The organism is Actinomadura rayongensis (genome assembly GCF_009831215.1).
GTDB lineage: Bacteria > Actinomycetota > Actinomycetes > Streptosporangiales > Streptosporangiaceae > Spirillospora > Spirillospora rayongensis.
In genome coordinates, this window is record NZ_WUTW01000002.1 from 1,010,027 (window position 1) to 1,025,840 (window position 15,814).

General features: G+C 75.3%; 16 protein-coding genes. 9 read left to right on the forward strand and 7 right to left on the reverse strand.

Going from position 1 to position 15,814, the window contains the following annotated elements:
• Nucleotides 1-12: 12 nt before the first annotated feature.
• Nucleotides 13-849 carry a nucleotidyl cyclase domain-containing protein gene (locus GQ466_RS13920; RefSeq protein WP_161103271.1) on the reverse strand — a complete coding sequence of 279 codons (837 nt, stop codon included), beginning with the start codon at nucleotides 847-849 and terminating at the stop codon, nucleotides 13-15.
• A 135-nt stretch (nucleotides 850-984) separates the two neighbouring features.
• Here GQ466_RS13920 and GQ466_RS13925 point away from each other — a divergent pair, with 135 nt between their 5' ends.
• The 5 genes from GQ466_RS13925 to GQ466_RS13945 all read left to right on the forward strand — a co-directional run bounded on the left by GQ466_RS13925 (nucleotide 985) and on the right by GQ466_RS13945 (nucleotide 7,209).
• On the forward strand, nucleotides 985-3,429 hold the full coding sequence (locus GQ466_RS13925) for a sigma-70 family RNA polymerase sigma factor (protein WP_161103272.1): 2,445 nt from the start codon (nucleotides 985-987) through the stop codon (nucleotides 3,427-3,429).
• Between the two features lie 152 nt (nucleotides 3,430-3,581).
• Nucleotides 3,582-4,835, forward strand: a complete 1,254-nt coding sequence (locus GQ466_RS13930; protein WP_161103273.1) for an NYN domain-containing protein — start codon at nucleotides 3,582-3,584, stop codon at nucleotides 4,833-4,835.
• A gap of 89 nt (nucleotides 4,836-4,924) precedes the next feature.
• Complete coding sequence (locus tag GQ466_RS13935; protein WP_235828242.1) at nucleotides 4,925-5,509, forward strand: tetratricopeptide repeat protein; 585 nt, start codon at nucleotides 4,925-4,927, stop codon at nucleotides 5,507-5,509.
• Between the two features lie 94 nt (nucleotides 5,510-5,603).
• Entirely contained in the window at nucleotides 5,604-5,999 is a 396-nt protein-coding gene (locus tag GQ466_RS13940) for a YciI family protein (RefSeq protein WP_161103274.1), read from the forward strand.
• Between the two features lie 31 nt (nucleotides 6,000-6,030).
• On the forward strand, nucleotides 6,031-7,209 hold the full coding sequence (locus GQ466_RS13945; protein WP_474078563.1) for an RNA polymerase sigma factor: 1,179 nt from the start codon (nucleotides 6,031-6,033) through the stop codon (nucleotides 7,207-7,209).
• Here GQ466_RS13945 and GQ466_RS13950 read toward each other — a convergent pair.
• On the reverse strand, nucleotides 7,202-8,047 hold the full coding sequence (locus GQ466_RS13950; protein WP_161103275.1) for a 3-methyladenine DNA glycosylase: 846 nt from the start codon (nucleotides 8,045-8,047) through the stop codon (nucleotides 7,202-7,204). The genes GQ466_RS13945 and GQ466_RS13950 overlap by 8 nt on opposite strands.
• A 63-nt stretch (nucleotides 8,048-8,110) precedes the next feature.
• Between GQ466_RS13950 and GQ466_RS13955 the strand changes: the two genes are divergently transcribed.
• The 3 genes from GQ466_RS13955 to GQ466_RS13965 all read left to right on the forward strand — a co-directional run bounded on the left by GQ466_RS13955 (nucleotide 8,111) and on the right by GQ466_RS13965 (nucleotide 10,241).
• Complete coding sequence (locus GQ466_RS13955; RefSeq protein ID WP_337193458.1) at nucleotides 8,111-8,902, forward strand: GNAT family N-acetyltransferase; 792 nt, start codon at nucleotides 8,111-8,113, stop codon at nucleotides 8,900-8,902.
• Entirely contained in the window at nucleotides 8,899-9,999 is a 1,101-nt protein-coding gene (gene menC, locus GQ466_RS13960) for an o-succinylbenzoate synthase (RefSeq protein ID WP_161103276.1), read from the forward strand. The genes GQ466_RS13955 and menC overlap by 4 nt, the downstream gene beginning before the upstream one ends.
• Before the next feature lie 83 nt (nucleotides 10,000-10,082).
• Nucleotides 10,083-10,241 carry a hypothetical protein gene (locus GQ466_RS13965; protein WP_161103277.1) on the forward strand — a complete coding sequence of 53 codons (159 nt, stop codon included), beginning with the start codon at nucleotides 10,083-10,085 and terminating at the stop codon, nucleotides 10,239-10,241.
• Between the two features lie 4 nt (nucleotides 10,242-10,245).
• On the opposite strand, the gene GQ466_RS13970 is transcribed toward GQ466_RS13965, so the two are convergent.
• The 4 genes from GQ466_RS13970 to GQ466_RS13985 form a co-directional block, all read right to left on the reverse strand.
• The gene (locus GQ466_RS13970; protein ID WP_161103278.1) at nucleotides 10,246-10,755 is read right to left on the reverse strand and encodes a DUF6985 domain-containing protein; all 510 of its coding nucleotides are present in this window, start codon (nucleotides 10,753-10,755) and stop codon (nucleotides 10,246-10,248) included.
• Between the two features lie 78 nt (nucleotides 10,756-10,833).
• Nucleotides 10,834-11,292: a hypothetical protein gene (locus tag GQ466_RS13975; RefSeq protein WP_237417867.1), complete on the reverse strand. Its 459-nt coding sequence runs from the start codon at nucleotides 11,290-11,292 to the stop codon at nucleotides 10,834-10,836.
• An 18-nt stretch (nucleotides 11,293-11,310) separates the two neighbouring features.
• The gene (locus GQ466_RS13980; protein ID WP_202420424.1) at nucleotides 11,311-12,483 is read right to left on the reverse strand and encodes a DUF6745 domain-containing protein; all 1,173 of its coding nucleotides are present in this window, start codon (nucleotides 12,481-12,483) and stop codon (nucleotides 11,311-11,313) included.
• An 80-nt stretch (nucleotides 12,484-12,563) separates the two neighbouring features.
• Nucleotides 12,564-12,854 carry a hypothetical protein gene (locus tag GQ466_RS13985; RefSeq protein WP_161103280.1) on the reverse strand — a complete coding sequence of 97 codons (291 nt, stop codon included), beginning with the start codon at nucleotides 12,852-12,854 and terminating at the stop codon, nucleotides 12,564-12,566.
• A gap of 63 nt (nucleotides 12,855-12,917) precedes the next feature.
• Between GQ466_RS13985 and GQ466_RS13990 the strand changes: the two genes are divergently transcribed.
• On the forward strand, nucleotides 12,918-13,331 hold the full coding sequence (locus GQ466_RS13990) for a hypothetical protein (protein WP_161103281.1): 414 nt from the start codon (nucleotides 12,918-12,920) through the stop codon (nucleotides 13,329-13,331).
• Here GQ466_RS13990 and GQ466_RS13995 read toward each other — a convergent pair.
• Nucleotides 13,328-15,790 carry a DUF2157 domain-containing protein gene (locus tag GQ466_RS13995; RefSeq protein ID WP_161103282.1) on the reverse strand — a complete coding sequence of 821 codons (2,463 nt, stop codon included), beginning with the start codon at nucleotides 15,788-15,790 and terminating at the stop codon, nucleotides 13,328-13,330. The genes GQ466_RS13990 and GQ466_RS13995 overlap by 4 nt on opposite strands.
• Nucleotides 15,791-15,814 lie beyond the last annotated feature (24 nt).

Consider the following 15,814-nt stretch of genomic DNA (forward strand, 5'->3'; position numbering starts at 1 on the left):
CGGACGGACGGCTCAGGAAGCGGACGGCTCCAGCAGCGCCAGAGCCGACCGCAGGTCTTCGGGAAGCGGGACGAGACGGACGCCGAAGCCGTTCGTCCCGAAGAGAGAGTGGAAGAGTTCGGCCTCGTCGCTTTCGCCGAGCGCCTGCTCAAGGAGGTGCCGCAGGACCACCGCGTCCGCCTCGGCGCGGCGGCCTGCGGGGACGAGGGCCGCCGCGCGCGACGGGCCGGTGAAGGCGACCGTCTCGCCGCGCCGGAAGACCTCGCGCAGTTCGTGCGCCACGACGAGCGAGCGGGACAGGCGGCGCCAGGGCTCGTCGCCCGCGGGCAGGTCGACGAAGAGAAGGACGTGACCGTCCGGCGCGCCGCCCGCCTCCCGGTACAGCTCGGTGAGACGGCTGCGCAGGTAGGACGCGGTCATCAGCCCGGTGAGCGGGTCCTCGCAGGTGGCGTCCGGGGGCTCGGGCGCGCCGCCGTCCGCCCAGCCCTCGGCGGCGCAACGGACGAGGGACAGCGGCGGGTCCGGCCAGTTCAGCTCGGCGAACAGCGCGCCGAGGTCTTCGAGCGTCTCGCCGATGCCCACGCCCGCCCGGCCGCGCGCCTCGCCGAGCCGCTTGCACGCCGCCGCCAGGCCCGGTTCGCCGCACGCCGCCGACACGACCGACTCGACCGCCGGCGTCCACCAGTCGCCCGTCAGCGCCCAGCCCGTCTCCGCGCTCCGGCAGCGCCACCGCTCGCGCAGCTCCCCCGGACCCGGGACCAGCCGTTCCCCGGGGCGCCTCCCGTCCCAGAGATGCACCATCGCGCCGTCGCCCTCCTCCTCGTCCGCCCGGCCGTCACTCCCTCCCACGGCGTTGCCTGCGTCTCATGACGGCGGTTTGCCCGACCATTTACTGCGACAGTGGGTGGTCAAGGAACTACAGTGAGCGGTCGATCCCCCGGAGGCCCGGCAATGCGCCGGTGAAGTAACGGCAAGGAGACCCCCGTGGCCGAGAACGCGCCGAGCCCGGCCCCCGCCGAGCCCAGCGACGCGGCGCTGATCGCGCGCGTCCGCGCCGGCGACCTCGCCGCGTACGGGCCGCTGTACGAACGGCACCTCGCGGCGGCGCGCGGCCTGGCCCGGCACCTCATCGACGGGGACGCCGCCGAGGACGCCGTCCAGGACGCCTTCGCCCGCATCCTCGACGCGATCGGGCGCGGCGGCGGTCCCGAGTCCGACTTCCGGCCGTACCTGCTGACGTCCGTGCGCCGCGCCGTGTACGACCGGTACCGCGACGAGCGCCGCGTCGAGGCCACCGACGAGCTGGAACGCCTGGACGCGGGCCTGCCGTTCGAGGATCCGGCGCTGCACGGGCTGGAGCGGTCGATGATCGTCCGGGCGTACCGGTCGCTGCCGGAGCGGTGGCGGGCCGTCCTGTGGCACACCGAGATCGAGGGCGCCAAGCCCGCCGAGGTCGCACCGCTGCTCGGGCTGACGGCCAACGGCGTCGCCGCGCTCGCCTACCGCGCCCGCGAGGGCCTGCGGCAGGCGTACTTGCAGATGCACCTCGCCGATCCGGCCGCGCCCGTGCCGGGGAACCCGCCGCCCGCCGACGAGGCGTGCCGTCCGGTGCTGGAGAAGCTCGGCGCGTACGTCCGGGACGGCCTGGCCAAGCGCGACACCAAGACCGTCAAGGCCCACCTGCGCGACTGCGCCCGCTGCTCGGCGATCTACGCCGAGCTGGTGCAGGTCAACACGGCGCTGCGCGACGGCCTCGGGCCGATCATCCTCGGCGCCGCCGGCCTGGCGTACCTGGCGAAGGGCGGCTGGGGCGGCTTGTGGCTCGTCACCAAGTTCCGGCGGCTGCCCAAGCGGCAGCAGCAGGCGGTCGGCGGCGGGGTCGCGGCGGCCGTCGCCGCTGCCGCCGCCGCGCTGGCGCTGCTGCTCGCCTCGGGCGCGACGCCGCTGTCCCCGTCGGGACGTCCGCAGACCGATCAGCCGCGCCAGGTCGCCGCGCCGCCCGCCGCGCCACCGGCGGCGCCCCCGGCCGCTCCCCCCGCCGCACCGCCCGCCAAGCCCCCGGCCGCCGCGCCCAAGCCCGCGAAGCCCGCGCCCGCCGAGCCCGCCGCGAACACGTCCCCGGCGCCGTCCCCGACGCCGCCCGCGCACGTCACCGCGCGGATCGGGACGGTCGGCGCGCTCGTCCGCGACCGTCCCGGCATCGTCGCGATGACGGTCGGCAACGACGGACGCGGCCCGACCAAGGACCTGACCGCCGCCGTGGACCTCCCGCCCGGCGTCGCCTTCGAGGGCGCCCGCAGCGGACGGCTCGGGCTCGCGTTCACGCCCGTCCGCGCCCCCGGCGGCGGCTGGGCGTGCCGGCCGCAGGGCACCGCGCGGGTCGTCTGCACGCACGCGCCGGTCGCGGCGGGCACGACGACGTCGGCGTACCTGCACGTCCGGGTCGCGCGCGACGCCCCGCTCGGCACGCCCGCGCGGCTCACCCTGCGCGGCGGCGGGACGGCCGTGTCCGCGCGCGCCGAGCAGGGCGTCGCCGCCGACGGGATGCCCGCGCGGTTCGCCACCGAGGGCCGCGTGCGGACGGTCGAGACCGGCAACGCGCTGCTCGGCTGCGACGAGGCCCGTCCGGACTGCCGCCAGGCCATGGACCGGCGCGGTGAGAACCGTGACGACGACCTGTACTCGATGCGGCCGGTCGACCGCGACGACGACCCGACGACCCGGACGTCCAGCGCCGCCCGCCTCGACGCGCCGTCCGACGTGCTGTGGGCGGGTCTGTACTGGTCCGGCTCGACGTCCCCAGGGAGCGCGCCGACGATGCGGCTCCGCGCGCCCGGGACGTCGGCGTACACGACCGTCCGGGCCGCCGAGACGGGCACCGCGGAGCTGCCGAACGGTCCCGCCTACCAGGCGTTCGCCGACGTCACCGCGCTGGTCCGCGCGCACGGCGGCGGTGTCTGGTGGGGGGCGGACGCTCCCGCGGAGTCCGGCTTCGGGCAGTACGCCGGGTGGGCTCTGGTGGTCGTCGTCCGCGACGCGCACGCGCCGTTCCAGCAGGCGATGGTCCTGGACCGAACGGCCGCGCTCGGTCCGCAGTCCGCCGCGAAGCTGGACGTCCGGCCGAACGGGCTGCTCGCGGCGGCGCGCCCGGCGACGATCGGGCTCATCGCGTGGGAGGGCGACGCGGACCTCCCCGGCGACGCCTTCTCCCTCGCCGGACGCCCGCTCACCCCGCTCACCGGCGACCGCTCACCGAACAACGTTCTTGACGGCTCGACCCCCGGCGCGCTCGGCACGAGGCTCACCTTCGGCGTCGACGTGGATCGGTTTTCGGCGACCCTGAACGACCGTCCGGTCCTGACCCTAAGCACCGGACGCGACGCCGTTCTCGTGGGAGTCGTCACCGTCACGGCACCGACGCGCACCTGACGCGCACCACGACGTGCGAAAACCTGCGTGCGGGGGGTCGCGCCGCGGACGATCGTCGTGAAAGAGTGGCGAATCACCGTAACGGCCTGCGTGACTCCTGGGCTTCACGAGGTTGACTGACGCCCGTCCGTGCTGAGGAAAGGCGGTGTCGCATGGATCGCTGCGCCCTGTTCGTGGACGCCGGCTATCTCCTCGCCGACGGCGCGATGGCGGTGCACGGAACGCGACACCGCGACGCCGTGTCCTGGGACTTCGGCGGTCTGCTGCAACTGCTCGGCGGCCTCGCCCGCGACCGCACCGGCTGCCCGCTGCTGCGCTGCTACTGGTACGAGGCGACCGCCGAGGGACGCCGCGCGCCCGAGCACGAATCGCTCGCCGACCTGCCCGGACTCAAGCTGCGGCTCGGCAGGGTCCGGCCCGGACGGCGCGAGGGCGTCGACGCCGAGATCCACCGCGACCTCATGACGCTGGCCCGCAACGGCGCGCTCGCCGACGCCGTCGTCGTCAGCGGCGACGAGGACATCGCGCGGGTCGTCGCGGACGCGCAGGAGTTCGGCGTCCGGGTGACGGTCCTGCACGTCGCCGTGGACGGCAACTGGACGATCTCCCGCAGCCTGCGCCAGGAGTGCGACGACCTCATCGAGATCGGTTCGGGGCATCTACGGCCGTACGTGAACCTGCTGAGCAGCGGCGACGCGTCGACCGGGCCGCTGGCGAACGGGCACTCGTCGCACTCGTCCAACGGGTCGGGCACGCCCGCCGCGCTCGCCCCGGCGCCGCGCAGCGCGTCGTCCGCGCCGCCGTCCACGCCGCTCACCGGGCAGCCGGTGCCCGCCGCCGAGTACGCGGCGCGCGACAAGGACTACGTCGCGCGGGACTACGCGTCGGCCGCGCCCGAGTACGGCGCGTCCGGGCTGACCGGGCTGACGCCGCCGCCCGCCGCGACGCCGCCGCCGTTCCCCGCGCCGCCCGCGACCCCGCCGCCGTTCCCGACGCCGCCGACGGCCGCGCCGCAGAGCAGCGGAACGAACTACCAGCCGCCGGCGTCCGCGCCGCCGCAGAACAGCGGGGCGAACTACCTGCCGCAGACGCCGCCGCAGCAGCCCGGGCCGTACACGGGGCCGCAGCAGATCGCGCCGCGTCCCGTCCAGCAGGCCGCGCCGTCGCTCGCGGACGCGGTGAAGGCCGCGCACCAGGAGGGTCAGGACTTCGGCGAGTCCGTCGCCCGCGACGCGCCCGCGCTGTGGCTGGAGGCGGTGCTCGCCCGCAAGCCGCGCATGCCGTCCGACCTGGAGGCCCGGCTGCTCCAGGGGTCGTCGCTGCCGATCGACTTCCTGCTGCACGACGAGGTGCGACACGCCCTGCGGCGCGGATTCTGGGACGCGCTCGAACGCGCGCGCAGATAGGGCTTCGTCGCCCCCCGGACGTGTAGCCGATTCACGATCATCACGCAATTCGCCCGCTTCGGTCGCCGACCGGCGGGTAGCGTTGAACCGTGACGCATGTGACGGAAGACGATCTCGACGATCTGGAGTTCGACACCCTGCGCACCGGCGATCACATCGCGGCGGCACGGCGTCTGGCCGAGCTGGCCGAGGCGGTGTCCGGCGGGGTGTCGCGCGCCAACGTGCTGCTGCGCGCGGGTGAGCAGTGGCAGCACGCGGGGGACCACGAGGCCGCGGCGGCGCTGTACCGCGCCGCGCTGGAGGACGGCGGCGAGACCTACGGCGACGCCCGCGCCTACCTCGCCGACGCGCTGTTCAAGCTCGGCCGCATCCCCGAGGCCCGCGCGCTGGTGGACGACATCCGCGCCGACGCCCCGCGCGACCCCGAGGTGTACCGCGCGGTGGCGGAGGTGCTGTACGAGCAGGGCGACACGGCGGGCTGCCACGAGTGGGCGACCAACGGCGCCGACGTGGTGCTGGCCGTCCGGGCGGCGGGCGCCCCGGCGGACGAGACCGCGCTCGCCGAGGACAGCCTGGAGGCGCTGCTGCGGCTGCGCTACCGCGCCCGGATCGACCTCGGACGTCCCGAGGACCACTACGACGCGATGCTGGACGACCTGCTCAAGAACGCCTGAGATTTTTTTCGCGGCGGATGTCGAGAACGGGGCGGGCGGCTTCGACCTCCGGGTGAAAGCGTCCCGCAGGGGGACGCGGGGAACGGAGCCCGATATGAAGTACATGATGCTCATGCAGTACAGCGCCGCCGGTGCCGACTTCCCGAACATCGCGTCGTGGACGGCGGACGAGGTGCGCGCGCACGTGGCGTTCATGCGCGACTACAACGCCAAGCTCGTCGCCGACGGCGAGTTCGTGGACGCGCAGGGGCTCGCCTCGCCCGCGACGGCCCGGATCGTCCGGGCCGGGGCGGACGGCGCGCCGGTCGTGACCGACGGTCCCTTCCCCGAGACCAAGGAGTGGCTCGCGGGCTACTGGATCGTGGACGTGGAGACCGAGCGGCGGGCGCTGGAGCTGGCCGCCGCCGCGTCCGCCGCGCCCGGGCCGCAGGGCGAGCCGCTGAACATGCCGATCGAGGTCCGTCCGATCGGCTCCGAGCCGGAGGTCTGACCCGCTGGGCGACCTCGCCTCCGACGACCTGCTGCGCACGCTCGCGCCGCAGGTCGTCGGCGTGCTGACCCGCCGGTACGGGGATTTCGGCGCGGCCGAGGACGCGGTGCAGGAGGCGCTGATCGCGGCGCTGGACCAGTGGCCGCGCGAGGGCGTCCCGGCGAACCCGCGCGGCTGGCTCGTGCAGGTCGCGAGCCGCCGTCTCGTGGAGCAGGTCCGGGGGGACGCGGCGCGGCGGGCGCGGGAGGAGCGGGCCGCCGCCGACCGGTCCGCGACGCCGCCGGGGACGGTCGCGGGGGACGACACGCTCGTCCTTTTGTTCCTGTGCTGCCATCCGTCGCTGACGACGCCGTCGGCGATCGCTCTTACTTTGCGGTCGGTCGGCGGCCTGACGACGGCGGAGATCGCGCGGGCGTTCCTCGTCCCGGAGGCGACGATGGCGCAGCGGATCAGCCGGGCGAAGGCGCGCATCGCGGCGTCGCGGCTCCCGTTCCGGCTGCCCGAGCCCGCCGAGCGGGAGGCGCGGCTGGCGGCCGTCCTGCACGTGCTCTACCTGATCTTCAACGAGGGCTACACGGCCGGCGGGGTGGAGCTGCAACGCCGCGACCTGGCCCGCGAGGCGATCCGGCTGGCCCGTCTCGTCACGCGCCTGCTGCCCGACGACGGCGAGGCGGCGGGCCTGCTCGCGCTGATGCTGCTCACCGACGCGCGCCGCGACGCCCGCACCGACGCGGACGGCCTCCCGGTGCCGCTCGCCGACCAGGACCGCACCCGCTGGGACCGCGCGGCGATCGACGAAGGCATCGCTCTGCTGACCCGCACCCTGCCCCGGAACACCCCCGGTCCCTACCAGGTCCAGGCGGCGATAGCGGCGGTCCACGACGAGGCACCCAGCGCGGACGCGACCGACTGGCCGCAGATCCTCGCCCTCTACGACGTCCTGGAGCGCATGGCCGACAACCCGGTCGTCACGCTGAACCGCGCGGTGGCGACGGCGATGACCCACGGCCCGTCCGCCGGCCTCGCCCTCCTGGCGACCCTGGACGACCGCCTCCCGAACAACCACCGCCTCGCCGCCGCCCGCGCGCACCTGCACGAGATGTCCGGCGACGCGTCCGCCGCGATCCGCGAGTACCGCCGCGCCGCCGACCTGACCCCGAGCGTCCCCGAACGCCTCTACCTCACCGCCCGCGCCGCCCGCCTCAGTTGAGCAGGGCTTCGCAGGCGGATTGGAGGCGTTGGCGGAGGGGGGCGGCGCGGACGGTGAAGGCGCGTTGTTCGGCGGCGTACTCGGCGCGGCCGGACGCGGTCTCGATGCGGATCGGGGGGTAGCCGAGGGCGGCGAGGTCGTAGGGGCTCGCGCGCATGTCGACGGCGCGGATGTCGCGGGCGAGGGCGAAGCAGTCCGCGACGAGGTCGCTCGGGATCAGCGGGGACAGCTTGTACGCCCATTTGTAGAGGTCCATGTTGGCGTGCAGGCAGCCCGGTTGTTCCAGGTCGTACTGGGTGTCGCGGGACGGCTGGAGCACGTTGAGCGGACGGGCCGCGTCCGTGAAGAACCGGAACGCGTCGAAGTGGCTGCAGCGCACGCCGCGTTCGTCCACCACGGCGGCCACCTCGTCCGGGGTCAGGCGCAGCGGCCAGGCCTCGTGGCGGACGTGCGGCGTTCGGTACACCATCGCCCATTCGTGCAGGCCGAAGCAGCCGAGGTGGGCGGGGCGGGACGCCGTCGCGGCGAGCAGGCGGCCGATCCATTCCACGGAGGCGCGGCGGCGTTCCAGCAGTGCGGCGGTGTCGAGGACGGCGCCGTCGGGGGTGTCGCGGTAGTCGCGGCCGTAGTCGCGCGCGCCGAGCAGGACGACGTCCGCGCCCGGATGCCACTGGACGAGCCGTCCCGGCCGGTACGAGTAATAGGTGAAGAGGAAGTCCTCGACGGGGTGGGCCTCGCCGCGCTCCCGGCGCCGCAGGTAGGGGACGGTCCAGCGTTCGACGCGCTCGCGGTGGGCCGCCGCCCGCGCCCGCCAGACCTCCGGCTCCCATGCCTCCACCGGTGCATGCTACTCAGCACCCCGGTGTCGTGCTGACGGAGCGCACATGGTCACACTGGGAGGGTGACCGGCGTGGAAGTGCGCATGTTGCGCGGCCTGGCGGAGTTCGCGGACGTCCGCCGCCTGTTCGAGACCATCTGGCAGCCCGATCCGGGCGGCGATCCCGCCCCCGTCGAGCTGCTCGCGGCCCTCGCCCACACGGGCAACTACGTCGCGGGCGCGTACCGGGACGGACGGCTCGTCGGCGCGTCCGCCGGGTTCCTCGCGGACCCGCCCGGCACGACGCTGCACTCGCACGTCACCGGGACGATCGAGCCCGGTGCCGGATTCGCGCTGAAAGTCCACCAGCGGGAGTGGGCGCTGGAGCGCGGGCTGACCCGGATCACCTGGACGTTCGACCCGCTCGTCCGTCGCAACGCCTACTTCAACCTGGGGAAACTCGGGGCGCGCGCGACCGAGTACCTGCCGTCCTTCTACGGCCCGGTGCGCGACGCGATCAACCGGGGCGACGAGACCGACCGGCTGCTCGTGGAGTGGCCGCTCGGCGACCCGCGCGTCGCCGACGCCGTCGCCGGTCGCCCGCCGGGCTGCCCGGTGCCGCCCGGGACGCCGGTCGTCCTCGGCGAGCGCGTCGGGCTGCCCGCGCGCGGCCGGGACGGCTCGTCGGTCATGCTCGTCGCGATCCCCGACGACATCGAGGCGCTGCGCCGCACCGACCCGCTCGCCGCGCGCGCGTGGCGGCGGATGTTCCGCGAGACGCTCGGCGGGCTGCTGGCCGAAGGCGGGCATGTCGCGGGAATCCATCACCGTTCGCACTATGTTGTGGAGCGTCCCTCCTCGCGGGAGGTCCGGTGAAGATCGAGGGCGTGGAGCTGCGCCGCGTCGCGCTGCCGCTCGCCCTGCCGTTCCGGACGTCGTTCGGCACCGAGACCGCGCGGGACGTGCTGCTCGTCCGCGTCGTCACCTCCGACGCCGAAGGCTGGGGCGAGTGCGTCGCGATGGCCGATCCGCTCTATTCGCCGGAGTACGTGGAGGGCGCGGCGGACGTGCTGCGCCGCTTCCTCGTCCCCGCGCTCCCCCGGATCGCCGACGCCCACGCCGCCGAGCGCGCGATGCTCCCGTTCAAGGGCCACCGGATGGCGAAGGCCGCGCTGGAGACGGCCGTGCTCGACGCCGAACTGCGCGCCGCCGGGACGTCCCTCGCCGCCTACCTCGGCGCGTCCGCGTCCCGGGTGCCGTGCGGCGTCTCCGTCGGGATCATGGACTCGGTGCCCGCGCTGCTCGACGTCGTCGCCGGGTACGTCGCCGAGGGCTACGTCCGGGTCAAGCTGAAGATCGAGCCGGGCTGGGAGGTCGCGCCGGTGCGGGCCGTCCGGGAGCGGTTCGGGGACGACCTGCTGCTCCAGGTGGACGCCAACGCCGCGTTCACCCTCGCCGACGCGCCGCTGCTCGCCCGCCTCGACCCGTTCGACCTGCTGCTCATCGAACAGCCGCTCGCCGAGGACGACCTCGTCCAGCACGCCGCCCTCGCCCGCCGGCTGCGCACCCCGCTCTGCCTGGACGAGGCCATCGAGTCCGCCGCGCACGCCGCCGCCGCGATCTCGCTCGGCTCCTGCGCGGTCGTCAACGTCAAGCCCGGCCGGGTCGGCGGCTATCTGGAGGCGCGGCGGATCCACGACCTGTGCCGCGCGCACGGGCTGCCGGTCTGGTGCGGCGGCATGTTGGAGACGGGCATCGGGCGCGCCGCGAACCTCGCCCTGTCCGCTTTGCCCGGCTTCACGCTGCCCGGCGACACGTCGGCGTCGTCGCGCTACTTCACCGAGGACATCACCGAGCCTTTCGTGCTGGACGACGGGCACCTCACCGTCCCGACGGGCCCCGGGATCGGCGTCGCGCCCCGGCCGGACCGGCTCGCCGACGTGACCACCGATTCCGAGTGGATCCCGTTGTAGCGCGGCATACGTCGATGAAACCTTCCATCGGGCAAGCTGTCGCCGGGCCGTCCGCCGGGCGGTCCCGACGCCTTGGGGGGAATGTGTCCGAACGCGAGGACGACGTCGTCCGGCCCGCCGGGCCGCTGCGGCGGCTGCTGCGCTGGCTCGTCCCGGGCGGCGACCGCGACGACTGGCTGGAGCCCGACCGCGACGACCCCGAGGCCGACCCCGCGCGCGACCTGCCCGCGCCGCCGTCCTGACCGGTCACCCCGCCGCGTCGTGCCGGGCGAGCCACGGCAGCGCGGCCGTGTCGGCGGGACCGACCTCCACGACGCGGTCGCCGTTCATGAGGACGCCGACGCCGTCCCCGTCGTCCCACGGGCAGGCGAACTCCAGCCCGACGTACGGGCGTCCGTCGCGCGCGAGCGGATGGACGGTCACGTGCGTCAGGTCCACCAGCGGCCGGACGCCCGCCGCCGGGTCGGGCGGGGGGAGGCCGCCCGCGCCCGGCGGGTAGGCGCGGACGTCCTCGTACGCGGTCAGCAGGTCCGGCTGGAGGGCCTCCCACATGCGCGGCAGCGCGTCGATCGCCTCCCGGACGGTCCGGATCTCCTGCGGGGTGAGCGGCGAGTCGTCCCGGCCGCCCTCGGGCGCGTAGGCGAGCGTGATCGGCGCGTCGGCGGAGTTCCCGATCCCGTCCAGGACGATCGAGCCGCCCTTCCCCGCGACGCGCAGGGTGGTGGTCCAGAAGAAGTCCTGCCAGACGAAGTCCATGACGGCCCCTCCCGTCGACGGTGACAGTCGGCGTCCCGCATCCTGCCAGGCGCCTCCGACATTTCCGGGAGGGCCGCGTCAGTCGGCGATGTAGCGGACCGGGCCGACGGAGAAGGGCCGCCGCCGGTTCTCCATCGCGCGCTCGCGCTGCCGCCGGATCACGTACGTTCCGGGCGCGATGCCGGACGCGCCGTGCTCGGGATGGATCAGGTACACGGGACGGGTCGCGCGCAGCATCCCGAGGGTGAGGCGTTCGCGATCGGCGGCGTCGTCCGTCCAGCGGCAGGTGCCGTGCTCGGCCGTCAGCGTGTGCGGGTTACCGCCGGCCGCCCCGCGCAGCACCTCGATGCCCGCACGCGGGACGGGGCGCCAGCGGTCGTCGGAGGGCGGGATGACCGCGTCCGCAACGATGTCGAACGGAATGACGAGCAGGTCGCCCTGCGCCTGGAGGCCGTCCAGGACGGGGATCGCCACCTGCGTCTCCAGGTGGTCGAGGACGTCGAGCCCGGTGCGGGCGGTGAGTTCTGCCAGGTTCATGTGCATCACCTCGGGGGTTCAGGTGCGGCGCTGGAGCCGCGCGTACTGGGCGGCGGTGAGGCCGTACGACCAGCCCGCCGCCGCGACGGGGTCGTCGATGTCACCGGGGACGCTGAGTCCGTAGCGGCGCCGGCGCCCGTCCCGTTCGACGGAGCCGTTGACGGCGAGCAGCACGCGCGCCGGCGCGGCGAGAAGCGAGGGCGGCAGGCTGTAGAGCCGCAGCTCACAACCCGGGTTGCCGGGATCGGACGCCGTGTTGACGAGCGTCAGGCCCGCTTGGTCGATATAGGCGTCCCATCCGATGCGTTCGATGGCGCAGCGGCGCACCTCGACGTTGGCGGTCTGCCTGATGCGTTCGGGCGTGGGATCGGTCATCACCCAGTCGGGCACGCGGGTCCCGTGCCAGGAGTGGACGCCCCAGCCGTCGGAGTACCGCACTGCGAGACCGTCGCCGTGATGGAGGCGCCGGACCCCGAGAGCGGAGCCCGGCACGGGCTCGGTGTGGACTTCGACCGGGCGTTCGGCGACGACGCACGTCCCGTCCCTCGGCCACCACCAGCCGCAGGAGCGGGCGACGGCGACCCAGCGGCCGAGTTCGGCGTCCTCGGCGTCCGACGTCCGCAGCAGCCCGACGCGGCACCGGACGTCGAACGCCGTCAGCCACCCGGCATCGTGCTGGCCGTACCAGGTGAACGCGCCCCCGGCCTGCGCGAACTCGGCGCGCAGCGGCCCGCCGACGTTCTCGTGGACGGTCGCGCGGACGGCCTCGCCGAGCACCGGATGGAGGACGTCGTCGAGCGGGACGCGCCGGCGCAGCGCCGCACGCGGATCCTCACGCCGCCCGGTGCCGGGCGGGGCGAGCGACATGCGCCGCGTGAAACGGCCCCGGAGCCGGTGGCGCAGCTCCATCATCCGGTCGGCGAGCCGGACGGGCAGCGGGCCTTCTCCGCGCGGCGGGAGGTTCCGGACGTCGATGCGCTCGTCGTCCAGGTGCCCGATCGCGGCACCGGGGGACGGCACCCAGACGAACCGGGGCGGTGGGGCGCCGACCAGCCGGTACAGGCCGGTGATCGCCGCTTCGGCGGCGGGACGGTCGGCGGGTTCCGTGGACAGTGCGCGGCCCAGCCAGTCGTCGCGCAAGGCGAGCGCCTGCTCCAGCAGGTCGGCCGGGCGGTCGTGAGCGGGGCTCACCGGAGGACTTCGCGGTCCGCCTTTCCAGAGATCATGCGGATCATGGTGACGCCCCACCGCGCCGATTCGCAACCCCTGAATTACGGGCGCGGAATGTCGCCGTCGTCGGTGGACGTCTCGCCCAGCTCGTCGCCGGGCGGCGTGTCCGGCACAGCTTGACCCTGGGTACGACCGAAGCCGTTGCCTCCCGGGCTGCCGCCTCCGGTCGTGCCGAAGCCGCCTTCCATCCCGGCCGTATCAGCGTCGGCGTCCTCGCGGGAGATGCGGCGTGTGGCGCGGATGCCGGGCCTGCGGTTGCGGAAGCGGGGGTCGTCGGGATTGCTCGCCAGTTCCTCGGCCAGCTCGCGGGCGGTCCTGCGGTTGTCGTTCATGCGCCGCCCCCTACCCCCGCGACGCGGTGTTAACGTCGCGGCGCGCTCGGGTAGCGCAACCGTATGGAATACGAGGAAAGTCGCCGAATCCAGGCGGGCAGCGCGGTCGTGTTCGACGTCGCCGCCGAGCTGGGCTGGCTGCCCGAGGAGATCGAGACGCGCGAGATCGCCGACGACCTGGTCGAGGCGCACAGCCGCGAGACCGGCGCGGACGCCGCCCACGCCGGTCTCCTGCGCCGCGTCCCCGACCAGCTCCGCCTGGAGTGGGGTCTGCGCGAACGTCCCGACTACGCGGGCTGGCTCCAGGTCAGCGACCAGGCGGACGGGGCGAGCGAGGTCGTCGTCCACCTGTCCTTCCTCGGCGACGAGCGCCCCGAGGCCCGCGGCGCCTCCCGCGCCGTCGACCGGACCAACCGCATGCTGCGCCGCTCCCTGGACCGCCTGGCCGACGAGGTGGCCCGCCGCGTCCCCCGCTAGCCGAGGCGGGCGAAGGCGGCGCGGGCGCGGCGCAGGTCGCGGAGGCGGCGTTCGTAGGTGGCACCGACGGCGACCAGCAGCAGGCCCACGACCGTGATCGGGATCCAGCCCGGCAGGTCCTGGAGGAGCGGCGCCAGGTAGCGGAGCGCGTCCAGCAGGAGGATCGCGCCGCCGAGCGCCAGCGGGGCCTGGAGGCGGAGGCGTGCCCCGGCGAGGACGATCGCCGTCGCGCCCAGGGCCAGGAGCGCGGGGCGGACGGCGCCGTCCCCGGACCATGCGGCGAGCAGGCTCGGGACGAGCGTTCCGGCCAGCGCCGGGCCGTACGCGGCCCAGGACGACAGCTTCGGCCGCCGCAGGTGCCCGACGACGAGCAGCGCGAGCGAGACCGGCGCCGTGTACGCCTCCGGGACCGTCACGCCGGACGCCCCGAGCCGCACCCACCACGCCAGCGCCAGCAGCGCCGAGCCCGCGTACGCGGCGTCGCGCCGGGACGGACGCAGCGCCGCCGCCGTCGCGATGACGCCGGCGGTCGCGAGGGCGCAGCTCAGCCACGCCGGGTCGTCCGCCGTCATGGCGAGCGCCGCCGCGCCCGTGGCGGCCGCGGCGATCTCGGCCGGGACGCGGCCGAGCGCCGTCCCCACGGCCGCCGCCGCGAGGACCGCGAACGCCGCGCCGTGCGCCGGAAGGCCCGCGGCGAGCCCCTGCGCCGCCGCGCACCCTCCGGCCGTCAGCACCGCGACCGCCTGCGCCGCCGGGCGCAGCGGGGCGGACACCAGCGCAACGACCGCCGCCGCTGCGGTCAGTGCCGCGAGAACGCCGACCGTCCGCGTCTCACCGGCGAGCGACGCCGTCACGGTCCACGCACCGAGTACGACGGCACCGATCCCCGCCGCGACGCGCGCCTCGTCCCGCCGCACGGCCCACGCCGCGAGCCCGGCCGCCACGGCCACCGCTACGAACGGGCCGAGTTCGGTCCCCGGCAGTCCGACGGCGGCCAGCACCACCGCCGGGACGGCGACCGCCGGGAACCGCGCCCCGACGACCGCGAGAATCACGAACGTCACCGGCCCTGCGGTCAGGGACGTGGCGAACAGGTCACCGCCCTGCCACACGCCACCGTCCAGAACGCGCAGCGGCCGTACCGCGGCGTCCAACACGAGGTAGAGCGCGAACGGCAGCCCTGTGGCCCCCATCGCCAACGCACCGACCATGAGCCACCGCACACCCGCTGGCAGCCCACCGAACAAGCCACGTCCACCCGCACCACCGAACGCGTCGGCGGAAGCGCGGGGCGAGGGCGGCGTGGTGCCGTCCGTCGCAGCGTGTGTGTTGCGGAAGCGGTGGGAGATCAAGGCGGCGCATGCCACCGCGATGGCGGCGAGCAGGAGGGCGACGGGTGTCCAGGCGATCGGCGGGTTCAGCCGCGCCGGGGCGCCCGGCGGGTTGATCGCTACGGCCGTGAGCAGGGACGTGAGGGCAGCGCCGGTCGCCAGTGCCGCGCGGCGGTCCACCAGGACGGCCCAGGCCGCCGCGACGAGGCCCGCCAGGGCGATCACCGCCGCGTGCTCGCCGGCGGCGTCGGTCCACGGGGTGCCGAGGGCGACGAGCAGGCCGGCGAGCGCGCCGGCCGTCCCGAGCGTCCCGGCGGACGCGCCCGCCGCCGTCGCGACGCCCCGCGCGATGCTGCGGGTCGCGGTCCGGATCCCGAGGTCCGCCAGGGACAGGACGAGCAGGGTCGTGACCGTACCGACGAACGAGCCGTCCAGCGCGAGGATGACGAACAGCGCGGGAATCTGCGCGAGGACCACGGCCGTGGGCGCGGTCGCCCGCAGGGGTGCGACGCGGGCGTAGGCCGTCCAGAGCAGGGCGATGACGGCGGACGCGCCGATGCCGTATCGGTCGACCGGCAGATGTCCCAGGCCGCCGACGTCCGAGCCGTAGGCCGTCGCCGCGAGGACGCCGAGCAGCACCAGGCCGACGAACGCGACCGCCTCGGCCGTCGCCGCGAGGCCCCGCCGCGCCAGCGGCCACACCAGCCCGAGCGCGATCCCCGTCAGGCTGCACAGGATCGCCGCCCGACCGAACAGCCCGAGGGCGTCCCACGTCAGCGCGGTGAACACCACTGCCGCGATGCCCAACGTGACCGCGCCGAGTCCCAGCAGCACGTTGCGGACCCCGACCCGGGGCACCTCGGGCCGCGTCCCACCCTGAGCCATCCCACCGGGCGCGTAGCCACCCGGTGCGTAGCCACCGGACGCGTGTGCGCCGGGGGCGGCGGCGTGCGTGCGGGCGTGGAGGGTCGTCAAGAGGCCGTTGCGCTGCCGGACGAGGTCGGCGAGCGCGTACTCGATCCGCCACAGGGCGTCCGCGCCGGGCAGGCCGAGGTCGAGCCCGCACGTGCGGCAGGTCTCGGTGGGGGACGCCAGCGGCGCGTGACATCCCGGGCAGAGGAGCGACATGCGTCCAGCGTCGGACCGACCGGA

What these genes read in the sequence shown, in the direction of transcription:
- GQ466_RS13930 (WP_161103273.1), top strand. Translation starts at nt 3,582, where the DNA reads ATGGATCGCTGCGCCCTGTTCGTGGACGCCGGCTATCTCCTCGCCGAC.
- GQ466_RS13940 (WP_161103274.1), top strand. Translation starts at nt 5,604, where the DNA reads ATGAAGTACATGATGCTCATGCAGTACAGCGCCGCCGGTGCCGACTTC.
- GQ466_RS13970 (WP_161103278.1), bottom strand. Translation starts at nt 10,755, where the DNA reads ATGGACTTCGTCTGGCAGGACTTCTTCTGGACCACCACCCTGCGCGTC.
- GQ466_RS13975 (WP_237417867.1), bottom strand. Translation starts at nt 11,292, where the DNA reads ATGAACCTGGCAGAACTCACCGCCCGCACCGGGCTCGACGTCCTCGAC.
- GQ466_RS13985 (WP_161103280.1), bottom strand. Translation starts at nt 12,854, where the DNA reads ATGAACGACAACCGCAGGACCGCCCGCGAGCTGGCCGAGGAACTGGCG.
- GQ466_RS13990 (WP_161103281.1), top strand. Translation starts at nt 12,918, where the DNA reads ATGGAATACGAGGAAAGTCGCCGAATCCAGGCGGGCAGCGCGGTCGTG.
- GQ466_RS13995 (WP_161103282.1), bottom strand. Translation starts at nt 15,790, where the DNA reads ATGTCGCTCCTCTGCCCGGGATGTCACGCGCCGCTGGCGTCCCCCACC.